This window comes from Herbaspirillum rhizosphaerae, assembly GCF_046025915.1.
Lineage (GTDB): Bacteria > Pseudomonadota > Gammaproteobacteria > Burkholderiales > Burkholderiaceae_D > Herbaspirillum > Herbaspirillum rhizosphaerae_A.
In genome coordinates this window covers 66,617-87,081 of the sequence record NZ_JAQQFR010000018.1, presented here as the reverse complement: position 1 = coordinate 87,081, position 20,465 = coordinate 66,617, and the positions used below count along the sequence as shown (strand labels likewise).

The following is a 20,465-nucleotide window of genomic DNA, read 5'->3' as shown; positions in this document are numbered from 1 at the left end:
CGAACCGTAACCGATGATGGTCACGTTCTTGTTCTTGATCAGGGACAGGTCTGCGTCTTTGTCGTAAAAAACTTTCATATTTCTTCCTAAATCTTTCTCAGTATCGGAGCGGAGCTCTTTTGTTATGTGATGTTACGGATGCACTGCGCACCGACAGCTACACTCTGCGTTTCAACGCAAAGCAGCGGCGACTAGATGTGCAGCGCTGGTTTCAATCAAGCGGCATAAGATGCCAGATACGGCGGCATCGCCTGATCGCGCACATGGGGAATATCCAGTTGGCGCAATTTGCGATATAGCGAGGCGCGGCACATTCCCAGTTGCCGTGAGGCGGCGGAAATGTTCCAGCGACTGCCGACCAGCGCATCGATAACGCGCGTACGCTCGTCCCCGAGCGGGCCGCCTGATGGGCGCGGGAGGATATCGGCAGCACCGGCTTGTGGCACGATGCTGCGGACGTTGGAGGCCGGAGAAATAGCCGGCCCCTCGTAGTGAATAGATAGCGAAGCGGATGGCGCGAACGTCTCCATCAGCTCTTCCGGCAGATCGCTGGTTTCGATGCGGTCGCCGTTCATGACGGCACAACAATAGCGGATCACGGCGTGCATCTGGCGCAGGTTGCCGGGCCATGGATAGTCCAGCATCTGCTGCAAGGCCTGCGGCGCAATGATGCGCTCGTCAACGTAATTGCCACCGTCCCGGTCCGGCATTTCGTCGGCGATCATCTGCATGATCAGCTCACGCTTGTCGGCGCGTGTACGCAGCGACGGCAAGCGCAATACGCCGCCGGCGATACGGTAATACAAATCTTCGCGGAAGCGGCCTTGCGCCACCAGCGTCTTCAAGTCCTGATGCGTGGCGCAGATCAGATGCACGTCGACCGGCACCGGATGCGCCGCACCCAGTGGAATGACCTCGCGCTCCGACAATACGCGTAGCAGACGTGTCTGCAATGAGAACGGCATGTCACCGATTTCATCGAGGAACAGCGTGCCGCCATCAGCCTGCTGCACCTTGCCTTTCATGCCGCCCGGCAGCGCGCCCGAGAATGCGCCCTTGCAGTAGCCGAACAACTCACTTTCGGCCAGGCTCTCCGGAATCGAGGCGCAATTCACCGCCACCCAATTGGCGGCGCGGCGTTCGCTGTAGGCGTGCAACGCACGCGACAGGTATTCCTTCCCGGTGCCGGTTTCGCCGAGGATCAGAATGGGAATGTTCTTATCGATCAGGCGCTTGCCGCGCGCAACCAGGTCTTGCATCTGCGGATCGCCGCCACAGAGTTCATCGAGTGAGCGATAGCGTGCGCTATTGACATATCTGCGCGCCGTAGCGAGGTCTACCGTTTGTGTCGGCATGATTTGTCTCCTGTCTATGAACTGCTTTTTCTTATGTGGCGTCTGTCTGGCTTATGGCCGATTGCGCCTTTTGAAATCTCTTCTCAGCCAGCTAAAACAAGTAGGATTTCTATGAGCTAGTCGCAAGTAAGCTAACTCTGCGGCAAAGAATAGCCAGCTTATCTGATAACTTCCAATACAATATAGGCACGCAATTAATACCTTAAAGGTATCAGATGATCGAACTACGCCACCTGAGCTATTTCCGCACCGTAGCAGAAACACTCCATTTCGGACGTGCCGCCGAGCTGCTGCATATCTCGCAACCACCGCTGACACGGCAGATTGCGGCGCTGGAGAAGGAGCTCGGCGTGCAATTGTTCGACCGCAGCAAACGCAGCGTGCAACTGACCGAAGCGGGTAAACATTTCTACCGGGACACTGCTGAAATTTTTCATGCACTGGAGCGCGCCAAACGCAATGCCGTCAGCACCGGGGCCGGCAAGAGCGGCGCACTGCTGGTCGGCTTCATGATGTCGACCGCCTATAACATCCTGCCGTCGGTGACGCGCCATTATTCAGCCAACTATCCGGATGTGGACATGCGTCTGACCGAGCATGTACCCAACCTGCTGGCCGTGGATATCAAAGAGGGAAAACGCGACGTCGGCATCATGTATCGCCCCGAAGATTGCGGCGGGCTGGATAGCCGCACGATCTTTTCCGAACCGCTGGTGGCGGTATTGCCAAAGAACCATCGATTGGCTACACGTGAAAAAATTTCAGCCAGAGACTTGGCAGACGATCCCTTTGTCAGCATTCCGCGCGCGATTGCGCCGGTGGTCTATGACCTGATCGTAAACTGTTGTCAGGCCTCGGGCTTCCGTCCGCGCATCAAGCTGGAAGCCAACCTGCAGCAGACCATCGTCAATCTGGTCGGCGAAGGTCTGGGCGTGGCGATGGTGCCGAATTCGATGCAGGCCATGCATCTGGAAACCACGGCTTTCAAACCGCTGGTTGATGCCCCGGTGGTGGAAGTCGCGGTGATCTGGAACAAGGACAACCGTAATCCCTGCATCCAGACCTTTGTGCAGACGGCGGAAGAAGTCTGGAGCGGTCTCAAGAGTACCCAGCCTGCGCCGCTACCTTCGCCGCCTTCGCCACCGTCCGGCCGGACGCGACGACCTGCCCTCAGCCGTTTTTCAAAGAACTAAGCGCCAGCCGCAGACGCGCGTTATTGCCGCTGCCGAGACTGCGCGCCAACTCTGCGCAGGCCGGATCGTAAGCTGCTGCCAAATCCATCAGCGGCTGGGCGTTTTTGAGATCGTAGGGCGTGCCGATTTCATGACCCTTTTCATGATTGTCCGAACGCGCCTTGTCAAACGGCACCTGGCTGCCGGCGAACTCGGCGTGGGTCTTTTCCCCACGCACATACGGCAACAACCAGATCACGCTGTGCGCCACCGACGCGCCATTCGGCGCCTGCCAGTGATAGAGGTCCTCACCGTCTTCGGCAAACGCCAACGCCAGAGTCACCAGCGGGCGCAGATCGTAAACATGGTAAGACAACGCATCGCGCTCGATGAAATCGATGCTCTCACCGCCGGGGCGCAGGTTGTCATTGATCTGGGTGCGGAAGCCATTCTTCGCATAGATAATCAGCTTGGCGTCGCCGATCGCATAGCCGATCAGACCGACGATCTTGAGGCGATGGCTGTGCCAGTTGTTGGTGGCGGTGGGTCGTTTCAGGACGCGCGAATCGATCTCGGCCTGTGCGATATTGCGCATCCATGTATCGATGCGTTCACGTATAGCAGGCGAAATATCAGCGCGAATGATCCGGTAGCCGAAGATGCCCGGCTCCAATCCGGTCTCGTCGATGGGCTGGCCGGTGGGCTGATTGCGTGTAGCCCAGGCGTCGAGGAATGCACCGGCGCGCGCTGCATAGCGAGCATCGCCTGTCATTTTGTAGGTCACGGCTAGAGCCTGGATCTTGTCCATGTCCTTGATGCTGGCGGCAGTTTTCCCCTTGACCGCATCGCCTTGCAGGCGACCGCCGCTGGACAGGGTGACAATCGGTTGCGGCTCAGCCGCGAGGGCTTCGTCGGCGATGCGATGCTGGGCCGTCATTGCCTGTTTGAACTTGGGATCACGACGTAGTTGCTCCCACTGTTGCGACGACGGCCACAAGGATTGCGAGGAAGCAAACGGCGCTGCGATGAGCAGGCACAGCAGCGCCAGAAGATGAACAAAAGGACGACGAAGAACGTGCTGGTCTGGCATGCAGTCACCGGAAAGAAAAATGGGATAAAAAACATTACACCCCATTCCTCCAACCGATGCCCTGCAATTTACGTTTCGTCACACGTGCGCCGATGACGCCGGGGTATTGAGTTTGCTACACACACTTAAGACTGAGGCCGCCATCCACAATCAGATCCACGCCGGTCACATAACGCGCCGCATCCGACGCCAGGAACAAGGCGGCATGCGCCACGTCCCACGCATCGCCCATGTGACCCATCGGGCATTGCGCGTGACGCTTGCGACGCATCTCTTCGATATCACCGCCATAAGAAGCTTTCAGCGGCTCGCGGATCATCGGCGTGTCCATCAAACCCGGCAAGACACAGTTGGCGCGGATGCCGAGGGGTGCGTACTGCATCGCGATGTTCTTGGTCAGCGCCAGCATTGCCGCCTTGGATGCCGAATACGCCACGTAAGGAAAGCCGACCCAGCGAATCGCCGCCAGAGATGAGATGTTGACGATGGCGCCCTTCTTCTGTTTTTCCATCACCGGCAACACGTGCTTGCAGGTCATGAAGACGCTGGTCTGGTTGATGGCGATGACGCGGTTCCAGCTTTCTTCGCTGGCCTCGACAGGCCCGCCGGTTTCGGCAATGCCAACGTTGTTGTGCAAGACATCGATACGGCCAAAGTGATCGAGCGCGGCTTGCACCATGGCTTCGATGTCGGCTGTTTTTGAAACGTCGGCGGCGACCACTTCGCAGACACCGCCTTCGCTGCGAATCAGATCTGCGGTGACCTGCGCCGCTTCCTGATTGCGATCGACGGCCAGTACGCGCGCGCCTTCACGCGCATACAGCACGGCTGCGGCCTTGCCGTTGCCCCAGCCTTCACCGACCGAACCTGCGCCGCTGACGATGACGACCTTATCTTCCATTGCACGTGCCATGATGCGCTCCGATCAGATATCGAGGATGCCGGCGGCCACAAAGCCGCCATCCACCGGCACCACGTGGCCGGTGATGTAGGACGAATCGTCAGCTGCCAGGAAGGACACTGCGGCGGCGATTTCATCGGTGCTGCCGTAGCGATGCATAGGCACGCCGGCGGTGAAGCTCTTGCGTGTTTCCGGCGAATGCACGGCTTGCGTCAATGGCGTGTCGACCGGTCCCGGTGCGACGCTGTTGACGGTAATACCGTGTCCGGCGAGTTCGATGGCCATCTGCTTGGTCAAGCCGATGACGGCAGCTTTCGATGTGCCGTAAGCGGTGCGTCCGGTGCCGGCACGGATGCCGGAGACAGACGAAATATTGACAATCCGCCCCCACTTCTTTTGCACCATCATGCGCGCTGCGTGCTGGCCGCAGAGCAGGACGCCGGTGACGTTGATGTTCATCGTCATCAGCCAGTTGTCGAGCGGGTAGTCAAGAAAAGGAAAAGTCTTGGCGACGCCGGCGTTATTGACCAGCACGTCACAGCGGCCATAGTCTTTTTCGACATTGGCAAAAGCGGCAGCAATGGAGTCGGCTTTGCTGACATCCATCGCCAGCGGTGCCGCTCTACCCCACCCCGTGCCGCCATCGGCATTGATCTTGTCGGCGGTGGCCTTGGCCGCCTCCAGATTGATGTCCGAGACCAGTACGGTGTAGCCGTCGCGCGCCAGACGCTGGGAAATTGCGGCGCCGATACCCATGGCTCCGCCCGTCACGAGCGCCACGCGGGCGCCGCTATCATTTTGGTTCATGTTGTCTCCGTGAGGATGGCGGCTTGCGAGGGAAAGGTGCAAGCCGCCGTTTTTAGATTTTGTTGGTGTTGCTAATCAGTGTTCCAGGAAGCCGATGGAAATCCACGGCACCGCAGCCACGACCAGTAGTGCGACCACGAGCGCCGCCAGATAACTCCAGACCCGGTTGAAGACCTTGTCCGGCGATACCTTGCCGATCGCGCAGGCGGCATAGAAACCGACGCCAAACGGTGGCGCAAACAAGCCGATACCCATCGCCAGAATCACGACCATCGCGTAATGCACGTCATGGATGCCGAGTGAGCGGGCAACCGGGAACAGCAGCGGCCCGAACAGCACAATCGCCGGAATGCCTTCCAGGATGCTGCCCAGCACGATGAAGATCACGATGGTAATCAGCAGGAAGCCAAACCCGCCACCAGGTACGCCTTGCATCAACGCCACCAACTTGGCTGAGAAGCCCGACTGCGTCAGTGCCCACGCCATTGACGTCGCCATGCCGATGATCAGCAGAATCGCACCCGACAAGGTCGCCGCTTCCACCAGCATCGGATAGATGCGTTTGAAGTCGATGTGCTTCATGAAGGCATGCATGATCAGACCGACAATGATCGTGTAGGCCACACCGATGGTTGCCACTTCGGTTGCCGTTGCCACACCTTCAATCACCGCCACGCGAATCAGCATCGGCAAGGCCAGTGCAGGAATCGCCGCAATGAGGGTCTTACCGATCACGCCGATGGTGGCGCGTTTGACGTCCGGCATCGGTTCACGACGGGCGCGGAACCAGCAGATGGTGCCAATCGCAATCGTCGCAATCACCGCCGGCATCAGGCCGCCGATGAACAGCGCCGTAATCGATACGCTGCACACCGCGCCGATGGTAATCAACACCAGGCTGGGTGGAATGGTTTCCGTCATGGCGCCGGAGGACGACAGCAAGGCCACCAGTTCTTCCGGCTTGGAACCACGCTTCTTCATTTCCGGGAACAGCGCCGGGGCAATTGCCGCCATGTCAGCCGCCTTGGAGCCGGAGATACCGGACACCAGGAACATCGCGCCCAGCAGCACGTATTGGAGGCCGCCGCGTACGTGACCTAGCAAGGCCGCCATGAAATCAATCAAGGTACGGGCGAGGCCGCTGATTTCCAGCAAGGAACCCAGCAAGACGAACAACGGCACCGACAACAGGATCAGGCTGGACATGCCTTCATCCATCCGGCTCACGACAATCATCATCGGTGCACCGGTGGCAATCGTCAGATAGGCCATCGTCGCAGTCCCGAAGGCGAACGCAATCGGAATACCACCCGCTACACACACACCGATCAGCAGCACAAAGAACACGATCAGGTTGTAGTTACCCATGGCCAGCAAAGCAGGCTTGGCGATCCACAGCACGGCGCCGATCACTGCCACCACCGCCACGGCAGAAAGCACCTGCCTGACGCTGGAGCGACTGGCCATGCGTGCAATCGCCGCCAGGAACATCAGGATCGCGCCGACCGGCAAGGCCGCCGCACGCAAGCCGTCAGGAATTTCCAGTGCCGGCGTCGTGATCGCCATCTGTTCCGACGCATGATCAACGGCAGGATGAATGATCATCAGCACGAAGATACAGACGATCAATGCCGCTACGGTTTCCAGCCAGATACGCCATTTGTCCGAAAGCCGGTTGACGATGGCGGTCAGGCGCATATGTTCGCCACGGTCCAGCGCCAGCACCGCACCCAGCATCGACAGCCAGATGAACAATGTCGAGGCCAGTTCGTCCGACCAGATCAGCGGATCGTGCAATGCATAACGGTAGATCACGCCGGCCAGCAGCACCGCGGTTTCCACCACCACCAGTGCGGCGGCAACGGCGGCGACAACGTGCATCACGCCGCGATTGACGCCCGCCAGCAAACGCGCCAGCGGGTTGCTCGGCGCCGATGCAGAAGGCATTCTCACTTCGGTCATCGCCGCTTCCATTTACGCCAACTTCCCGGTGTATTTCTCCAACAGCGCCCAAGGTTCGTCGCCGAACTTCTTGTGCCACTCGGCGTAGAAACCAGCGCTGCGCAGCTTGGCGCGGAAGGCTTCATTGTCGGTGTCGTTGAAGGCCAGACCCTTGCCCTTCATTTCGGTCGCCAGCGAATCGTTCAGCGCCTTGACGTCGGCACGTTGCTTCATGCCGGCTTCATTGACGTTGCGGGTAACGATTTCTTGCAGGTCTTTCGGCAGACGCTCGAAGGACTTCTTGTTGGCGAGGAACCAGAAACCGTCCCACATGTGATTGGTCATTGAACAGAATTTCTGCACTTCGTACAGCTTGGCGGTCGAAATGATCGCCATCGGATTTTCCTGGCCTTCGACGATCTTGGTCTGCAGCGCGGAATACACTTCGGCGAAGTTGATGCTGGCCGGCGCCGCATCGAAGGCGCGGAACATCGATGTCCACAGCGGGCTTGGCGGCACGCGCAGCTTCATGCCCTTGAGGTCTTCCGGCTTGTTGATCGGACGGGTGCTGTTGGTGATCTGGCGGTAGCCGTTGTCCCAGATTTTTTCAAACGCGAAGACGGTCGACTTGGCGTCGATCTGCTTGCGCACATGCGCGCCCAGCTCGCCATCCATGGCAGCCCAGACCTGGTTGTAATCCTTGAAGGCGAAACCGACGCCGCTGATCTGCGCAGCCGGTACCAGTGTGCCGAGGATCAGCGGGGACAGCGTGAAGAAGTCAACCGCGCCCGCGCGCACCTGGCCCAGGGTGTCGGTATCGTTACCGAGCTGGTTGTTCGGATACACCTGGAAGTCGATGCGGCCCTTGGACTCGGTCGCGATCTTGGCGGCCATTTCCTTGGCGCGCAGATTCATCGGGTGAGTTGCCGGCAGGTTGTTGGCGTACTTCAGCGTGAACTCAGCGGCGGCAAATGCCTTGGTCGACATCATGCCGGTGGCGGCAGCGGCCGAGGCGACGGAAACGGTCTTCAAAAAACGACGGCGAGTGATGCTAGCAGTTGGGTTACCCATCTGTTTGTCTCCTGATTTTAGTTTTGGTTAATTTATGTTGCCTGTCTTGCCGATACGAATAACTAGTAACGACTAATTCAGCACTGCTTATGCGTCCTAGAGCAATTTGGATGCCAAGTCGTCAAAGTGTCTTCTTCAACTTGCACGCCCCTCCCTGAAGTCGGCATTGCAAGTACATTCTCTGCGATAAACGCCTGATTCGACAAGGGATGTAAGCGGTATATTGAGTGTTTATTTTCCTGCGACACCTGTCGCATGCCTTATACAGTTGGCATACAGTTGTCATCGGTTCAGGTAGCAAATCCATCCCGCAGCGCAGCAAATTCAAAGCTGCTCGCGACGTGCTATGTTTACCGCCATCACGGCCTGCAAACCGCGTCATCGCGGGCCAACCACGCCCGGCCGACACCATAAAAATCAACGCAAGCGAGACAGCGGCGGGCTAAAAAAATCGTGGCATCGTTTTTGCATATTGCTGTTCCAACACACTCTTTTCAGGAACCAAAATGACTGCATCTGCACCCTGCATCACCGGCTGGAACCATTCCCAATTCGGCAAACTCGACGGCATCGATCCGGAAGCACTGATCGGCCAGGTCGCCAAGGCCGCCATCGAACACGCAGGCCTGACGCCGGAAGACATCGGCTCCATCCATATCGGCACCTTCAACGGCGGTTTTCTGTATCAAGACTTTCCGTCGTCGCTGGTGTTCAACACCCTGCCCGCGCTACGCTTCAAGCCAGCCGTACGCGTCGAGAACGCCTGCGCCACCGGCTCCGCTGCGATCCACTCGGGCATGCAATCGATCCTGTCCGGCCAGGCCAAGCACGCGCTGGTGATCGGCTTTGAAAAGATGACCGAACTGGCCACGCCGCAAGTCGGCGAAGTGCTGCTCAAATGCTGCTACGCGAAGGAAGAGGCCGGCATCCCCGGTGGTTTTGCAGGCGTATTCGGCAAGATTGCCCAAGCCTACTTCGACCGTTACGGCGATCAGTCGGATGCGCTGGCCGCTATTGCCGCCAAGAATCATAAGAACGGCATGAGCAATCCTTACGCCCACATGCGCAAGGATTTTGGTTTTGACTTCTGCCGCACTGTGTCGGAAAAAAATCCCTTCGTCGCCGGTCCGCTGAAACGCACCGACTGCTCGCTGATCTCCGACGGCGCCGCCGCGCTGGTGCTGAGCGCGGCCGACGTCGCCAAGACCATGGAGCGCGCCGTGACCTTCCGCGCCGCCGTGCACGTCAACGATTTCCTGCCGCTGTCGCGCCGCGACCCGACACGCTTCGAAGCCGGCACGCTGGCCTGGCAGCAGGCATTGAAACAAGCTGATCTGAAACTGCTGGATCTGTCGCTGGTTGAAACACACGACTGCTTCACCATTGCCGAGTTGCTGGAATACGAAGCGATGGGCCTGGCGGAACCGGGTCAAGGCGCACGCGCGATTCTCGATGGCGTGACAGCCAAGAATGGCCGCCTGCCGATCAATCCATCCGGCGGCTTGAAATCCAAGGGCCATCCGGTCGGCGCGACCGGTGTGTCGATGCACGTGATGGCGGCGATGCAGGCCAGCCACGATGCGGGCGACATGCAGATTCCGAATGCGCGCTATGCCGGCGTATTCAACATGGGTGGCGCTGCAGTGGCAAATTACGTGAGCATTCTGGAACGCGTGCATTGATCAATCACGTCCCCAATTATCCCTGTCATTCCAGCGTTCGCTGGGACGACAGCAGTAGTGTAACGAGCACTGCCGGCAGCACTATCAGCAACACCGATTCACATAAAAAATACACACGAGCGAGACGATGTTAACCAAAGTAATGAACCTGGGGCGCCTGCTATCCGACGTCGCCCGCCGCTTTCCCGACGAACCCGGCCTGATCATCGGCGACGGCACGATGGACGGCAAAGGCGACAAAATCGCCACCTGGAAACAAATCAACGACCGCGTCGACACCCTCGCCCACTCGCTGCAAAAACTGGGCGTGAACAAGGGCGACAAGATGCTCGTCCATTCGCGCAACAACCTGCAGATTTTTGAAAGCGCTTGGGCGGCATTCAAACTGGGCATGGTCTGGGTCCCGACCAACGTCCGCATCACGCCGCCGGAAGCGGCCTACCTCGGTCAGTCCAGCGGTGCAAGCGTGATGCTGTACGACCGCGGTTTCGCCAACTACGTCGATGCCGTGAAAGAGGTTTCTCCTGCGCTGAAACACGTTATCGCGCTGCAGGATCCGCGCGCCGGCGAACTCGATTTCGAAACGCTGGCAACGGCAATCGGCGCACATCAGTCCTTCGATGAGGTGGAAGTCGATTACGAAGACCCGCTGTGGTTCTTCTACACCTCCGGCACCACCGGCCATCCGAAGGCCGGCATGCTGTCGCACGGGCAAATGGCTTTCGTCGTCACCAACCACCTGGCCGACCTGCTGCCCGGCCTGACGCATCAGTCACGCTCACTGGTGGTCGCACCGCTGTCGCATGGCGCGGGTATCCACGCCGTCGTCAACACCGCGCGCGGCGCCGCCAGCATCCTGCTGTCGACCGAACGCCTGGTGCCGGAAGAAGCCTGGCAACTGGTGCAGCGTCATCGCGTGGACAACATGTTCACCGTCCCGACCATCGTCAAGATCCTGACCGAAGACGAATCCGTCGACCGCTACGACCACAGCTCGCTTAAGCACGTCATCTACGCCGGTGCGCCGATGTACCGCGCCGATCAGGTCTATGCCCTGAAGAAACTCGGCAAGGTGCTGGTGCAGTATTACGGCCTCGGCGAAGTGACCGGCAACATCACCTTCCTGCCGCCTTACATGCACGAAGCAGATGATGCCCATCCGAAAGCGCGTGTCGGCTCATGCGGCATGCCGCGTACCGGCATGGAAATCGCGATCCTTGATGACAGCTGCAAGAAATTGAAGGCCTTCGAAACCGGCGAAATCTGCGTGCGCGGCCCGGCAGTTTTCATGGGTTATCACAACAATCCGGACGCCAACGCCAAAGCATTCAAGGGTGACTGGTTCCACACCGGCGACCTCGGCCATGTGGACGAAGATGGCTTCCTCTACATCACCGGCCGCTCGTCCGACATGTACATCTCGGGCGGCTCCAATGTCTATCCGCGCGAGATCGAAGAAGCGCTGCTGACCCACCCTTCAGTATCCGAAGTCGCCGTGCTCGGCGTGCCGGATCCGAAATGGGGCGAAAGCGGCATCGCCGTTATCGTCGCAAAATCGGGCCAGCAAGCCGACGGCGACGCGCTGTTGTCGCATCTGGAGAGTCGCATCGCCAAATACAAATGGCCGCGCCGCTTTGTGTTCTGGGAGACCATGCCGAAATCCGGTTATGGAAAGATCGTCAAAAAGCAGATCAAAAGTTTGCTTGAGGAGAAAGGTGACTATCGCTTATGAAAATTTCCAACAAGTCCGCCGAGGGCCATCCGGGATTTGTCGAGGTACGCAAGTTTCTTCACGCCGGCCAGCAGAGCTACCCGCGCACGCTGGATCTGGAAGCCAATCCGGCGGAAGAATTGCGCATCACGCTGCAACCCGGAACCAAAGTCGGCGAAGCCCTGCGTGAAGTCCTGAATCGCTACGGCCAACGCGGCGGCGTCGGCCGCATGTGCGGCGGCACCGCGCGCAAGCTGCACTACCACCGCATCGAAAACACCCGCGACGCCAACCGTCCGTACGACTATGGCCCACCGCATGTGCTGGAAGGCGTGATCACCTTCGTTACCGGAGCGATCACGGTTGGTCAGAATCAGGAAGGAAAGATATTGCTGCATTGCCACGCCGGCTTCCTTGACGGCGATGGTTCGATACACGGCGGGCATTTATTGCTCGACACGGTGGAAGTGGGCGACGATCCGCTCATCATCCGCCTGTGCTTGTTTTCCCAAGGCGCTTTCGTCGTCAACAGCGATGAAGAGACGCTATTCAGTCTATTGCATCCGACACCCATGGAATCATGATGACGACATCAACGCTCATAAAAAACACAGAGACACACACCAACGACAACGACATTCAGGTAGAAGAAGGCACACTGGGAAAACTGGTGATGGCACGACTCAAACCCAATCAGGACCTCACCGAGAGCGTGGAAGCGTTATGCCGTCAATACGGCATGCAGACCGCTATCGTGCGCGGCGCTATCGGCAGCCTGATCGATGCACATCTGGAATATGCCACGCCGACCGGTTGGCGCGAGATGGAAATCAACGGGCCGGGTGTGGAGATACTTAACGTCTTTGGCGAGATCGGCTTTGGTGGCGGCAAGCCGCATGCGAATCCTTTGCAGGGGGTAGTCGCTGACGTCGACGGGAAGATTTTTGCGGGGCGCTTTGTGCGAGGTGCGAATCTTTCGTTTATTACGATTGAAATTACGCTGCAGGAGTGGATTCCGAAACAGGTGCTGCAGGTTTTGCATGCTTGATATTTGGTTATTTAATTGATGAAGGCGGCTCTCTTTTGAGGCCGCTTTTTGTTTTGTGCGGCGCCTTCGAACCACCTGTTCAGGTTGTTTCTTCTTTCCCTTCTTTGGACGACCAAGCCGGGGGTAGCCCGGCAGCTACTCACTTTTCTTGGCGAAGCAAAGAAAGTAAGCGGCTGCCGGGCCGCCCCCGGCTTGGTCGTCCGAAGAAAGAAAAGAATCAGTTAAGCAGCAAGCAAGCAAGTAAGAACAAAAAGGCATAAAAATCTGCGACCAATGCATCCGACTACCGACGAAAGAAAAAAGCCCCACAAATGCAGGGCTCTCAAATGACCATTATTAGCGCTTAAGAAGCAGTCAGCGCCGCATCCAGCAACTCAATCCAATGCTTCACCGGCGTATCCGTCCCCGACTGCAAATGCGTCAAACACCCGATATTCCCCGACACAATCATGTCCGGCTGCGTCGCCTGCAAGTTATTAAGCTTGTTGTCGCGCAAGCGATAAGACAGCTCCGGCTGCAACACCGAATAGGTACCCGCAGAACCACAGCATAAATGGCTATCGGCACACAGCTTGACGTCAACACCTGCACTGCCAAGAATCTGCTCCACCTTACCGCGAATCTTCTGCCCATGCTGCAAAGTGCAAGGCGGATGATAGGCAACGCGCGCATTGAGCCTATCCTTGATCTTGCCCTTGAGCTTGCCGGCCAGTTCAGCTTCGAAGTCGGGCAGAATTTCACTGATGTCGCGCGTCAGCTGCGAGATGCGATGTGCCTTGGCGGCATAAGCAGCGTCTTGCTGTAACAGATGGCCATATTCTTTGACCGTGGCACCGCAACCGGAGGCGTTCATCACGATGGCTTCGACAGTGAATCCTGCCGAGCCGTCGACGTAGGGCCACCACGCGTCGACATTGCGACGCATATCGTCAAGGCCGCCGTCCTGGTCGTTGAGGTGGTAGCGGATCGCGCCGCAGCAGCCAGCTTTCGGCGGTACGATCAGTTCGACACCGAGCGCATCGAGCACGCGTGCAGTGGAACTGTTGATGTTGGGAGACATGGCCGGTTGCACACAGCCGTCGAGCATCAGCATCTTACGGACATGCGTGCGCGTCGGCCACAGGCCGGCATCCTGTTTTGGCGGGACTTTGTTCTGCAGTTTTTGCGGCAACAGCGGACGCACCAACTGCCCGGCCTTCATCGCCGGATTGAACAGCCATTTATTCGGCAGCAAGGTCTTGAGCGTCGTACGCACCACGCGCTGCGCGAGCGGACGCGGCACCTGATCTTCGACCACCTTGCGACCAATATCCACCAGGCGACCGTATTGCACGCCGGATGGACACGTCGACTCGCAGTTGCGGCAGGTCAGGCAGCGATCCAGATGCGATTGCGTGGCGGCAGTGGCTTGTTTGCCTTCCAACACCTGTTTGATCAGATAGATACGGCCGCGCGGACCGTCGAGTTCGTCGCCCAGCAATTGATAGGTCGGACACGTTGCCGTGCAGAACCCGCAGTGCACGCAGGAGCGCAGAATGGCGTCGGCTTCCTTGCCTTCGGGGGTGTCGCGGATGAAATCGGCCAGATTGGTTTGCATAGGATTTTAAAATTCCGAATACATGCGGCCGGGATTGAAAATGCCCGACGGGTCGAAGGAGGCTTTGAGATTACGGTGGATCTTGGCGACTGCGGGCGCAAGCGGATGGAACACGCCCACGCTCTTGTCGCCGCCGCGATACAGACTGGCATGGCCGCCTGCGGCAACCGCTGCAGCACGAATCGATTCCGCACTTGCATCGCCGCGATACCAGCGCTGTGCGCCACCCCACTCGATGAATTGCGTACCGGCCAACGGCAGCGGTTGCGCCACCGATGGCAGCGAGAGTCGCCACAACGGTGCCACCGTATCGGCGAAGAAGCTGTGGCTTTGCTCACGCAGGTCGCGCCAGAAATCGTCGCCGTTGGTCAGCTCGGTACCACCCAGTTTGTTCTGCGCTGCGTCGACGGCAGCCTGCGCACCCGACAGACGTATCGTCAACACGCCGTTGACCCAGGCACTGGCCGATACCGGCAGCGGCTGGCCGCCCCACTCGTTAAGCAGACGGATTGCGTTAGCCTCATCGACTTCGAACACACGCGTACTGCTCGCAAACGGCTGCGGCAATACTTTCAGTGAGACTTGCAGGATCAGGCCCAGCGTGCCGAGCGAACCGGTCAGCAGACGCGAGACGTCATAGCCGGCGACGTTCTTCATCACCTGTCCGCCGAAATGCAGCATCTGCCCCTGCGCATCCATCAGATCGGCGCCGAGTACGAAGTCGCGCACCGATCCGCTGAACTGACGGCCCGGCCCGGATAAACCCGCCGCCACCATGCCACCGACAGTTGACGTGCCGCCGAAGCGTGGCGGTTCAAATGCCAGCACCTGATTGTTGGCCGCCAGTGCGGCATCGATCTCGGACAGCGGTGTGCCGCAGCGCGCAGTGATCACCAGCTCGGTCGGCTCGTAATCGACGATGCCGCTGTAGGGACGCGTGTCGAGCACTTCGCCGCGCAGCTCCTGGCCATACCAGTCCTTGGTGCCGCCGCCGCGAATCTGCAGCGGCGTGGCGCTTGCCGTGGCCGCGACGATGCGCTCTTTGAATACGTGCAATGGTTCGGTCATCTTCAGAATCTCGGCAAATCGGGGAATTTGATCTGGCCGCGCTGCACGTGCATCTTGCCGTATTCGGCACAGCGATGCAGCGACGGGATCGCCTTGTCAGGGTTGAGCAGGAAAGCCGGGTCGAAGGCACGCTTGACCTTGAAGAAGGCTTCGCGCTCTTCCGGCGAAAACTGCACGCACATGGAGTTGATCTTTTCGATACCCACGCCATGTTCACCGGTGATTGTGCCGCCGACTTCGACGCACAGCTCCAGGATCTCAGCGCCGAACAGTTCGGCGCGGTGAAATTCATCCGCCAGGTTGGCGTCGAACAAGATCAGCGGATGCAGGTTACCGTCGCCCGCGTGGAACACATTGGCGCAGCGCAGGCCGTACTTGCCTTCCATCTTGGCGATGCCGAGCAAGACTTCCGCCAGCTTTTTGCGTGGAATGGTGCCGTCCATGCAGTAATAGTCCGGCGAGATGCGGCCTGCTGCCGGGAAGGCGTTTTTGCGTCCCGACCAGAAGCGCAGGCGCTCGGCTTCGGATTGCGATACGGCGATGGCGGTGGCACCACTGGCGTTGAGCACCTCGCTCATGCGGCCGATTTCTTCTTCGACTTCTTCGGTGGTGCCATCGGACTCGCACAGCAGGATCGCTTCGGCATCGATGTCGTAGCCGGCCTTGACGAAAGGCTCGACCATGCGCGAACTGGTTTTGTCCATCATCTCCAGTCCGGCCGGGATGATGCCCGCAGCGATGACGTTGGCGACGGCGTTGCCGCCCTTCACCACGTCGTCGAACGAGGCCATGATCACGCGCGCCTGCTGCGGCTTGGGCACCAGCTTGACGGTGACTTCCGTGACGATGCCGAGCATGCCTTCCGAGCCGATGAACACCGCCAGCAGATCAAGACCGGGCGCATCGAGGCCGGCGTTGCCGAGTTCAACGACGTCGCCTTCGATGGTGACCACGCGCACGCGCAAAACGTTGTGCACGGTCAGGCCGTATTTGAGGCAGTGCACGCCGCCGGAGTTTTCGGCAACGTTGCCGCCGATACTGCAGGCGATTTGCGAAGAAGGATCAGGGGCGTAGTACAAGCCGTAAGGTGCAGCCGCCTCCGAGATGGCCAGATTGCGCACGCCAGGCTGCACCACGGCGGTCCGTGAATACTTGTCCATGCTGACGATCTTGTTGAACTTGGCGGTCGACACTACGACGCCGTCGGCTATCGGCATCGCGCCGCCCGACAAACCGGTGCCGGCGCCACGCGGAACGATCTGGACTTTCAGGTCATGACAAGCCTTGAGAATAGCGACGACTTGCGCTTCGTTCTCGGGCAGCACAACGACCATCGGCAACTGGCGATAGGCGGCAAGGCCATCGCACTCGTAGGGACGGGTATCTTCTTCGTCGAACAGCACGCAATGCGGCGGCACCACCGCTTTCAGCGCGGCAACCACCTCGCGCTGACGCGCAGGCGAAAATAAGGGAGCAACTGGGGCGTTCATGCGTGACCTCGTTTGGCTTTGGGCTAGGACGTGGCGATGACCGATGAATTGTTGTTTCCGGCTTATGGCGCCGGTTTTGGACTGTCTGTCTCGCTATTGTCTTCGCAATGCCTGAAGTGTAGCGAATTTCAGCGTCAGATAGCGAAAAGCGTGGTCTGGGCGCACTGAAAAGAATTCACGCCGCGCTGTGAATAATTTTCAGGGACTTGGGCGTTCCCAGGCACGAAGAAGGCGTCGCTGGCAAGACGCAACGACACAGCCAGCGGCGGCTTATTCGCGACTCAGATGTTTTTGAAGGCGTTTTGCAGCCAGTCGATGAAGGCATCCACCTCCGGGCGCTCGCGAATCTGCTTCTCGTACACCACGTAGTAAGCATGCGGCGGCGTGCGCAGGCGGACGTCGAAGAGTTCGACGATTTCGCCGCGGGCCAGCAGTTCTTCGGCAAAATGCTGACGTGTCAGGCCAACGCCGTAGCCGTGGCGCACCGATTCCAGCAACAGGCCGAGGTCGTCGACGCGCAGGCCGGTTGAGGGTTCCGGCCAGTCTTTGAGGCCGGCGGCTTCGAACCATGGCTGCCAGGGTTCCAACGCTGAGCGCAGCAGGTTGGCCTGTTGCAGGTCTTGTGGTGTCTTCAGCGGTGGAATGGTCTTGAGGTAGGCCGGGCTGGCGACGGCAAAGGCCGGTTCTTCGAACAGTTTTTCAGTAACGAAGTTGGGATAGTTGCCGGCGCCAAAACGGATTTCAACGTCGCTCTCAGACAGGCTAAGGTCGTACAGCGGCACCGACAAATACATCTCAACGGTGATATCGGGAAAGCGCTGGGTGAACTCGGCGATGCGCGGCACCAGCAAGTGGCGGGCAAAGGTCGGCGGCAGCATGATCTTGACCTTGGGCTGCACCGTGGCGTTGCGATGCGGCATCGGGAAATCGGTCAGCGTGCGCAGCGCAGATCGTACGACGTCGAGATAGCGGCGGCCGAACTCGGACAGGCCGATGGAGCGGCCGTCGCGATAAAACAAGCGTTCACCGACGAAGTCCTCCAGCAGGCGAATTCTGTGCGACAGCGCCGAGGGCGTGATGCAGAGTTCTTCGGCCGCGACGGCGAATGAATTGTGGCGCGCCGCAGCTTCAAATGCTGAAAGGGCATGGACGGGTGGGAGGCGTGTTGCCATGTCTTGTTTTACCTGCTGTTGTGCTGTTGCGCTGTTGTAATGCGAGACGGCCATCGTGTCAGATGGCGCGTCCCGGTGTACTGCCTGACGATTTCTAAATGACGATGGAACTGGACGACGGATCTGCTTACCAACGAACGATCTTGCCGGGGTTCATGATGTTCTTCGGATCGAGTGCATGCTTGATCGCGCGCATGACGTCGATAGCGCCTTCGCCGTGCTCCTGCACGAGAAAATCCATCTTGTGCAAGCCGACGCCGTGCTCACCGGTGCAGGTGCCGTCCATTTCCAGCGCGCGTGCAACCATGCGCGCATTGACGCCTTCGGCGCGGGCGATGTCCGCCGGATCGTTGGGATCGACCATCATTTGCACGTGGAAATTGCCGTCGCCGACGTGGCCGATGATGGCGTGGATCAAGCCCTGTGATTCGCAATCGGCTTTGGTCTCCAGCACGCATTCGGCCAGACGGGAAATCGGCACGCAACAGTCGGTGGAAATCGCGCGTGCGCCGGGACGCATCTGCAGCAATGCAAAGTAGGCATTGTGACGCGCGGTCCACAGGCGCGTGCGGTCTTCGGGACGTGTGGCCCATTCGAAGCCGGTGGCATTATTGTCTTTGGCGAGTTCCTGCACCATCTCGGCCTGCTCCTTGACGCCGTTTTCGCTGCCGTGGAATTCAAACAGCAGCAATGGATTTTCGGGCAAGGTCATCTTGTCGTGGGCATTGATGGCCTTGACGCCGTTTTCGTCGAGCAGCTCGACACGCGCCAGCGGTACGCCCACCTGGATCGCCTGGATCACGGTATTGACGGCATCGGCCACGCTCGGGAAAGAGCAGATGGCCGCGGAGACAGCTTCCGGCTGCGGGTAGAGGCGCACGGTCACTTCTGTGATGATGCCGAGCGTGCCTTCGCTGCCGACATAGACACGGGTCAGGTCGTAGCCTGCCGAAGATTTCTTGGCGCGTGTGCCGGTCTTGATGATGTTGCCGTCGGCGGTGACGACTGTCAGCGCCAGCGTGTTCTCACGCATGGTTCCATAGCGTACGGCATTGGTGCCCGAAGCGCGGGTAGATGCCATGCCGCCGATGGAAGCGTCTGCACCCGGATCGATCGGGAAGAACAGACCGCTATCCTTGATTTCCTGATTCAGCTGTTTGCGTGTGACGCCGGCTTGCACGGTGGCGGTCAGGTCTTCGCCGTTGACGGCCAGCACCTGATTCATTTGCGACAGATCGATGGTGATGCCGCCTTGCAGCGCCAGCACGTGGCCTTCGAGCGAGGTGCCGGTGCCGTACGGAATCACCGGGACTTCGTAGCTGCTGCACAGCTTGATGAAGGCTGCGACTTCTTCGGTGGTGTGCGCGAAGACGACGGCATCGGGCAACATCGGATCGTAGGAGGATTCGTCGCGACCGTGGTGCTCGCGCATGGCCTGAGTGGTCGAAAAGCGATTGCCGAACAGGGCCTGCAAGGATGTCAGCAGCGCCTCGGGAACGGGCTTGCGCAGTTTCTGCGCATCAACGATATGGTTCATTGCTTGTCTCTCTGTCTGTTGGAATAGTGACGCAAGGGAATATTCTTCCATGCAGAATTACAGCGAAAAGCGTGCTGGAACTCCTGCGCAGTGGCCTTCTCTCTTGTCAAAACCTCTATGGGATTTTACTCTCTTGCTGCAGACATATTTTATATTTGTCTGACAACTTGAGCTTTAAACGCAATTTTTTAGCCTATCCTTGAGACTTTTGTTTGCAGAGAAAAGTATGGGCAATCGACTTTCCAAAATTGCAACGCGCACCGGCGACGATGGCAGCACCGGACTCGGCGATGGCAGCCGCACGGCGAAAGATCATCCGCGTATTCACGCCTTGGGCGATGTGGACGAACTCAATTCGCATGTCGGCCTGCTGCTGTGTGAAGACTTGCCGGCGACCTTGCGCGAGGAGTTGCTGACGATCCAGCATGACTTGTTCGATCTGGGCGGCGAGTTGTGCATCCCCGGCTACAGCCTGATTACCGAGACCCAGGTGGCGCGGCTTGATGCGTTGTTGGAGAAGTACAACGCCGACTTGCCGCCGCTTAAGGAGTTCATCCTGCCGGGCGGTTCGCGCGCAGCAGCGCAGATGCACATATGCCGCACCGTATGCCGTCGCGCCGAGCGCGCTGTGGTGACGCTGGCGCAAGCAGAAACTGTTAATCCGCAGCCGCGGCAATATCTGAACCGGCTGTCTGATTTATGCTTCGTGCTGTCGCGTATGCTCAATCGTTACGCGGGAGGCAGCGATGTGTTGTGGCATAAAGGCCGGACAGAGGACGAAAAACAATAAGGAATAAAAACTGAAATAAAAAAAGCGGCCATG

The 20,465-nt window shown here is 58.8% G+C and carries 18 protein-coding genes; 7 read left to right on the top strand and 11 right to left on the bottom strand.

Features of this window, described 5'->3' with window-relative positions; all coding sequences use genetic code 11:
• Positions 1-215: 215 nt before the first annotated feature.
• Complete coding sequence (locus PQR63_RS22135; protein WP_408170230.1) at positions 216-1,355, bottom strand: sigma-54-dependent Fis family transcriptional regulator; 1,140 nt, start codon at positions 1,353-1,355, stop codon at positions 216-218.
• A gap of 215 nt (positions 1,356-1,570) precedes the next feature.
• Here PQR63_RS22135 and PQR63_RS22130 point away from each other — a divergent pair, with 215 nt between their 5' ends.
• Positions 1,571-2,548, top strand: a complete 978-nt coding sequence (locus PQR63_RS22130; protein WP_408170227.1) for a LysR family transcriptional regulator — start codon at positions 1,571-1,573, stop codon at positions 2,546-2,548.
• On the opposite strand, the gene PQR63_RS22125 is transcribed toward PQR63_RS22130, so the two are convergent.
• From PQR63_RS22125 to PQR63_RS22105, 5 genes are all read right to left on the bottom strand, one after another.
• The gene (locus tag PQR63_RS22125) at positions 2,526-3,617 is read right to left on the bottom strand and encodes an alginate lyase family protein (RefSeq protein ID WP_408170225.1); all 1,092 of its coding nucleotides are present in this window, start codon (positions 3,615-3,617) and stop codon (positions 2,526-2,528) included. The two genes, PQR63_RS22130 and PQR63_RS22125, sit on opposite strands and share 23 nt — an antisense overlap.
• Before the next feature lie 115 nt (positions 3,618-3,732).
• Positions 3,733-4,530: an SDR family NAD(P)-dependent oxidoreductase gene (locus tag PQR63_RS22120; protein ID WP_408170222.1), complete on the bottom strand. Its 798-nt coding sequence runs from the start codon at positions 4,528-4,530 to the stop codon at positions 3,733-3,735.
• Positions 4,531-4,542: 12 nt separating this feature from the next.
• Positions 4,543-5,325, bottom strand: a complete 783-nt coding sequence (locus tag PQR63_RS22115; RefSeq protein WP_408170219.1) for an SDR family NAD(P)-dependent oxidoreductase — start codon at positions 5,323-5,325, stop codon at positions 4,543-4,545.
• Between the two features lie 75 nt (positions 5,326-5,400).
• Positions 5,401-7,287 carry a TRAP transporter large permease gene (locus tag PQR63_RS22110; RefSeq protein WP_408170216.1) on the bottom strand — a complete coding sequence of 629 codons (1,887 nt, stop codon included), beginning with the start codon at positions 7,285-7,287 and terminating at the stop codon, positions 5,401-5,403.
• A 12-nt stretch (positions 7,288-7,299) separates the two neighbouring features.
• Positions 7,300-8,337 carry a TRAP transporter substrate-binding protein gene (locus tag PQR63_RS22105; protein ID WP_408170213.1) on the bottom strand — a complete coding sequence of 346 codons (1,038 nt, stop codon included), beginning with the start codon at positions 8,335-8,337 and terminating at the stop codon, positions 7,300-7,302.
• Positions 8,338-8,843: 506 nt separating this feature from the next.
• On the opposite strand from PQR63_RS22105, the gene PQR63_RS22100 reads away from it, so the two are divergent.
• The 5 genes from PQR63_RS22100 to PQR63_RS22080 all read left to right on the top strand — a co-directional run bounded on the left by PQR63_RS22100 (position 8,844) and on the right by PQR63_RS22080 (position 13,038).
• Positions 8,844-10,019, top strand: coding sequence for an acetyl-CoA acetyltransferase (locus PQR63_RS22100; RefSeq protein WP_408170210.1), 1,176 nt, complete (start codon positions 8,844-8,846; stop codon positions 10,017-10,019).
• Positions 10,020-10,146: 127 nt separating this feature from the next.
• Positions 10,147-11,751 (top strand): acyl-CoA synthetase, encoded by a 1,605-nt coding sequence (locus PQR63_RS22095; protein ID WP_408170207.1) that lies wholly within the window; start codon positions 10,147-10,149, stop codon positions 11,749-11,751.
• Positions 11,748-12,314, top strand: coding sequence for a PCC domain-containing protein (locus tag PQR63_RS22090; RefSeq protein ID WP_408170204.1), 567 nt, complete (start codon positions 11,748-11,750; stop codon positions 12,312-12,314). Before PQR63_RS22095 ends, PQR63_RS22090 begins: the two co-directional genes overlap by 4 nt.
• Positions 12,314-12,778 carry a PPC domain-containing DNA-binding protein gene (locus PQR63_RS22085; protein WP_408170202.1) on the top strand — a complete coding sequence of 155 codons (465 nt, stop codon included), beginning with the start codon at positions 12,314-12,316 and terminating at the stop codon, positions 12,776-12,778. Before PQR63_RS22090 ends, PQR63_RS22085 begins: the two co-directional genes overlap by 1 nt.
• A complete protein-coding gene (locus PQR63_RS22080) occupies positions 12,739-13,038 on the top strand; it encodes a hypothetical protein (RefSeq protein WP_408170199.1) in 300 nt (99 codons plus the stop codon). Before PQR63_RS22085 ends, PQR63_RS22080 begins: the two co-directional genes overlap by 40 nt.
• An 83-nt stretch (positions 13,039-13,121) precedes the next feature.
• On the opposite strand, the gene glcF is transcribed toward PQR63_RS22080, so the two are convergent.
• The 5 genes from glcF to PQR63_RS22055 all read right to left on the bottom strand — a co-directional run bounded on the left by glcF (position 13,122) and on the right by PQR63_RS22055 (position 19,642).
• Entirely contained in the window at positions 13,122-14,375 is a 1,254-nt protein-coding gene (glcF, locus tag PQR63_RS22075; protein WP_408170197.1) for a glycolate oxidase subunit GlcF, read from the bottom strand.
• Between the two features lie 6 nt (positions 14,376-14,381).
• Positions 14,382-15,443, bottom strand: a complete 1,062-nt coding sequence (glcE, locus tag PQR63_RS22070) for a glycolate oxidase subunit GlcE (RefSeq protein ID WP_408170194.1) — start codon at positions 15,441-15,443, stop codon at positions 14,382-14,384.
• Between the two features lie 2 nt (positions 15,444-15,445).
• A complete protein-coding gene (locus PQR63_RS22065) occupies positions 15,446-16,933 on the bottom strand; it encodes an FAD-linked oxidase C-terminal domain-containing protein (RefSeq protein ID WP_408170193.1) in 1,488 nt (495 codons plus the stop codon).
• 281 nt (positions 16,934-17,214) lie between these two features.
• Entirely contained in the window at positions 17,215-18,105 is an 891-nt protein-coding gene (locus tag PQR63_RS22060) for a LysR substrate-binding domain-containing protein (protein WP_408170190.1), read from the bottom strand.
• Positions 18,106-18,232: 127 nt separating this feature from the next.
• A complete protein-coding gene (locus tag PQR63_RS22055) occupies positions 18,233-19,642 on the bottom strand; it encodes an FAD-binding oxidoreductase (protein ID WP_408170188.1) in 1,410 nt (469 codons plus the stop codon).
• A gap of 226 nt (positions 19,643-19,868) precedes the next feature.
• On the opposite strand from PQR63_RS22055, the gene PQR63_RS22050 reads away from it, so the two are divergent.
• Complete coding sequence (locus tag PQR63_RS22050) at positions 19,869-20,432, top strand: cob(I)yrinic acid a,c-diamide adenosyltransferase (protein ID WP_408170185.1); 564 nt, start codon at positions 19,869-19,871, stop codon at positions 20,430-20,432.
• Positions 20,433-20,465 lie beyond the last annotated feature (33 nt).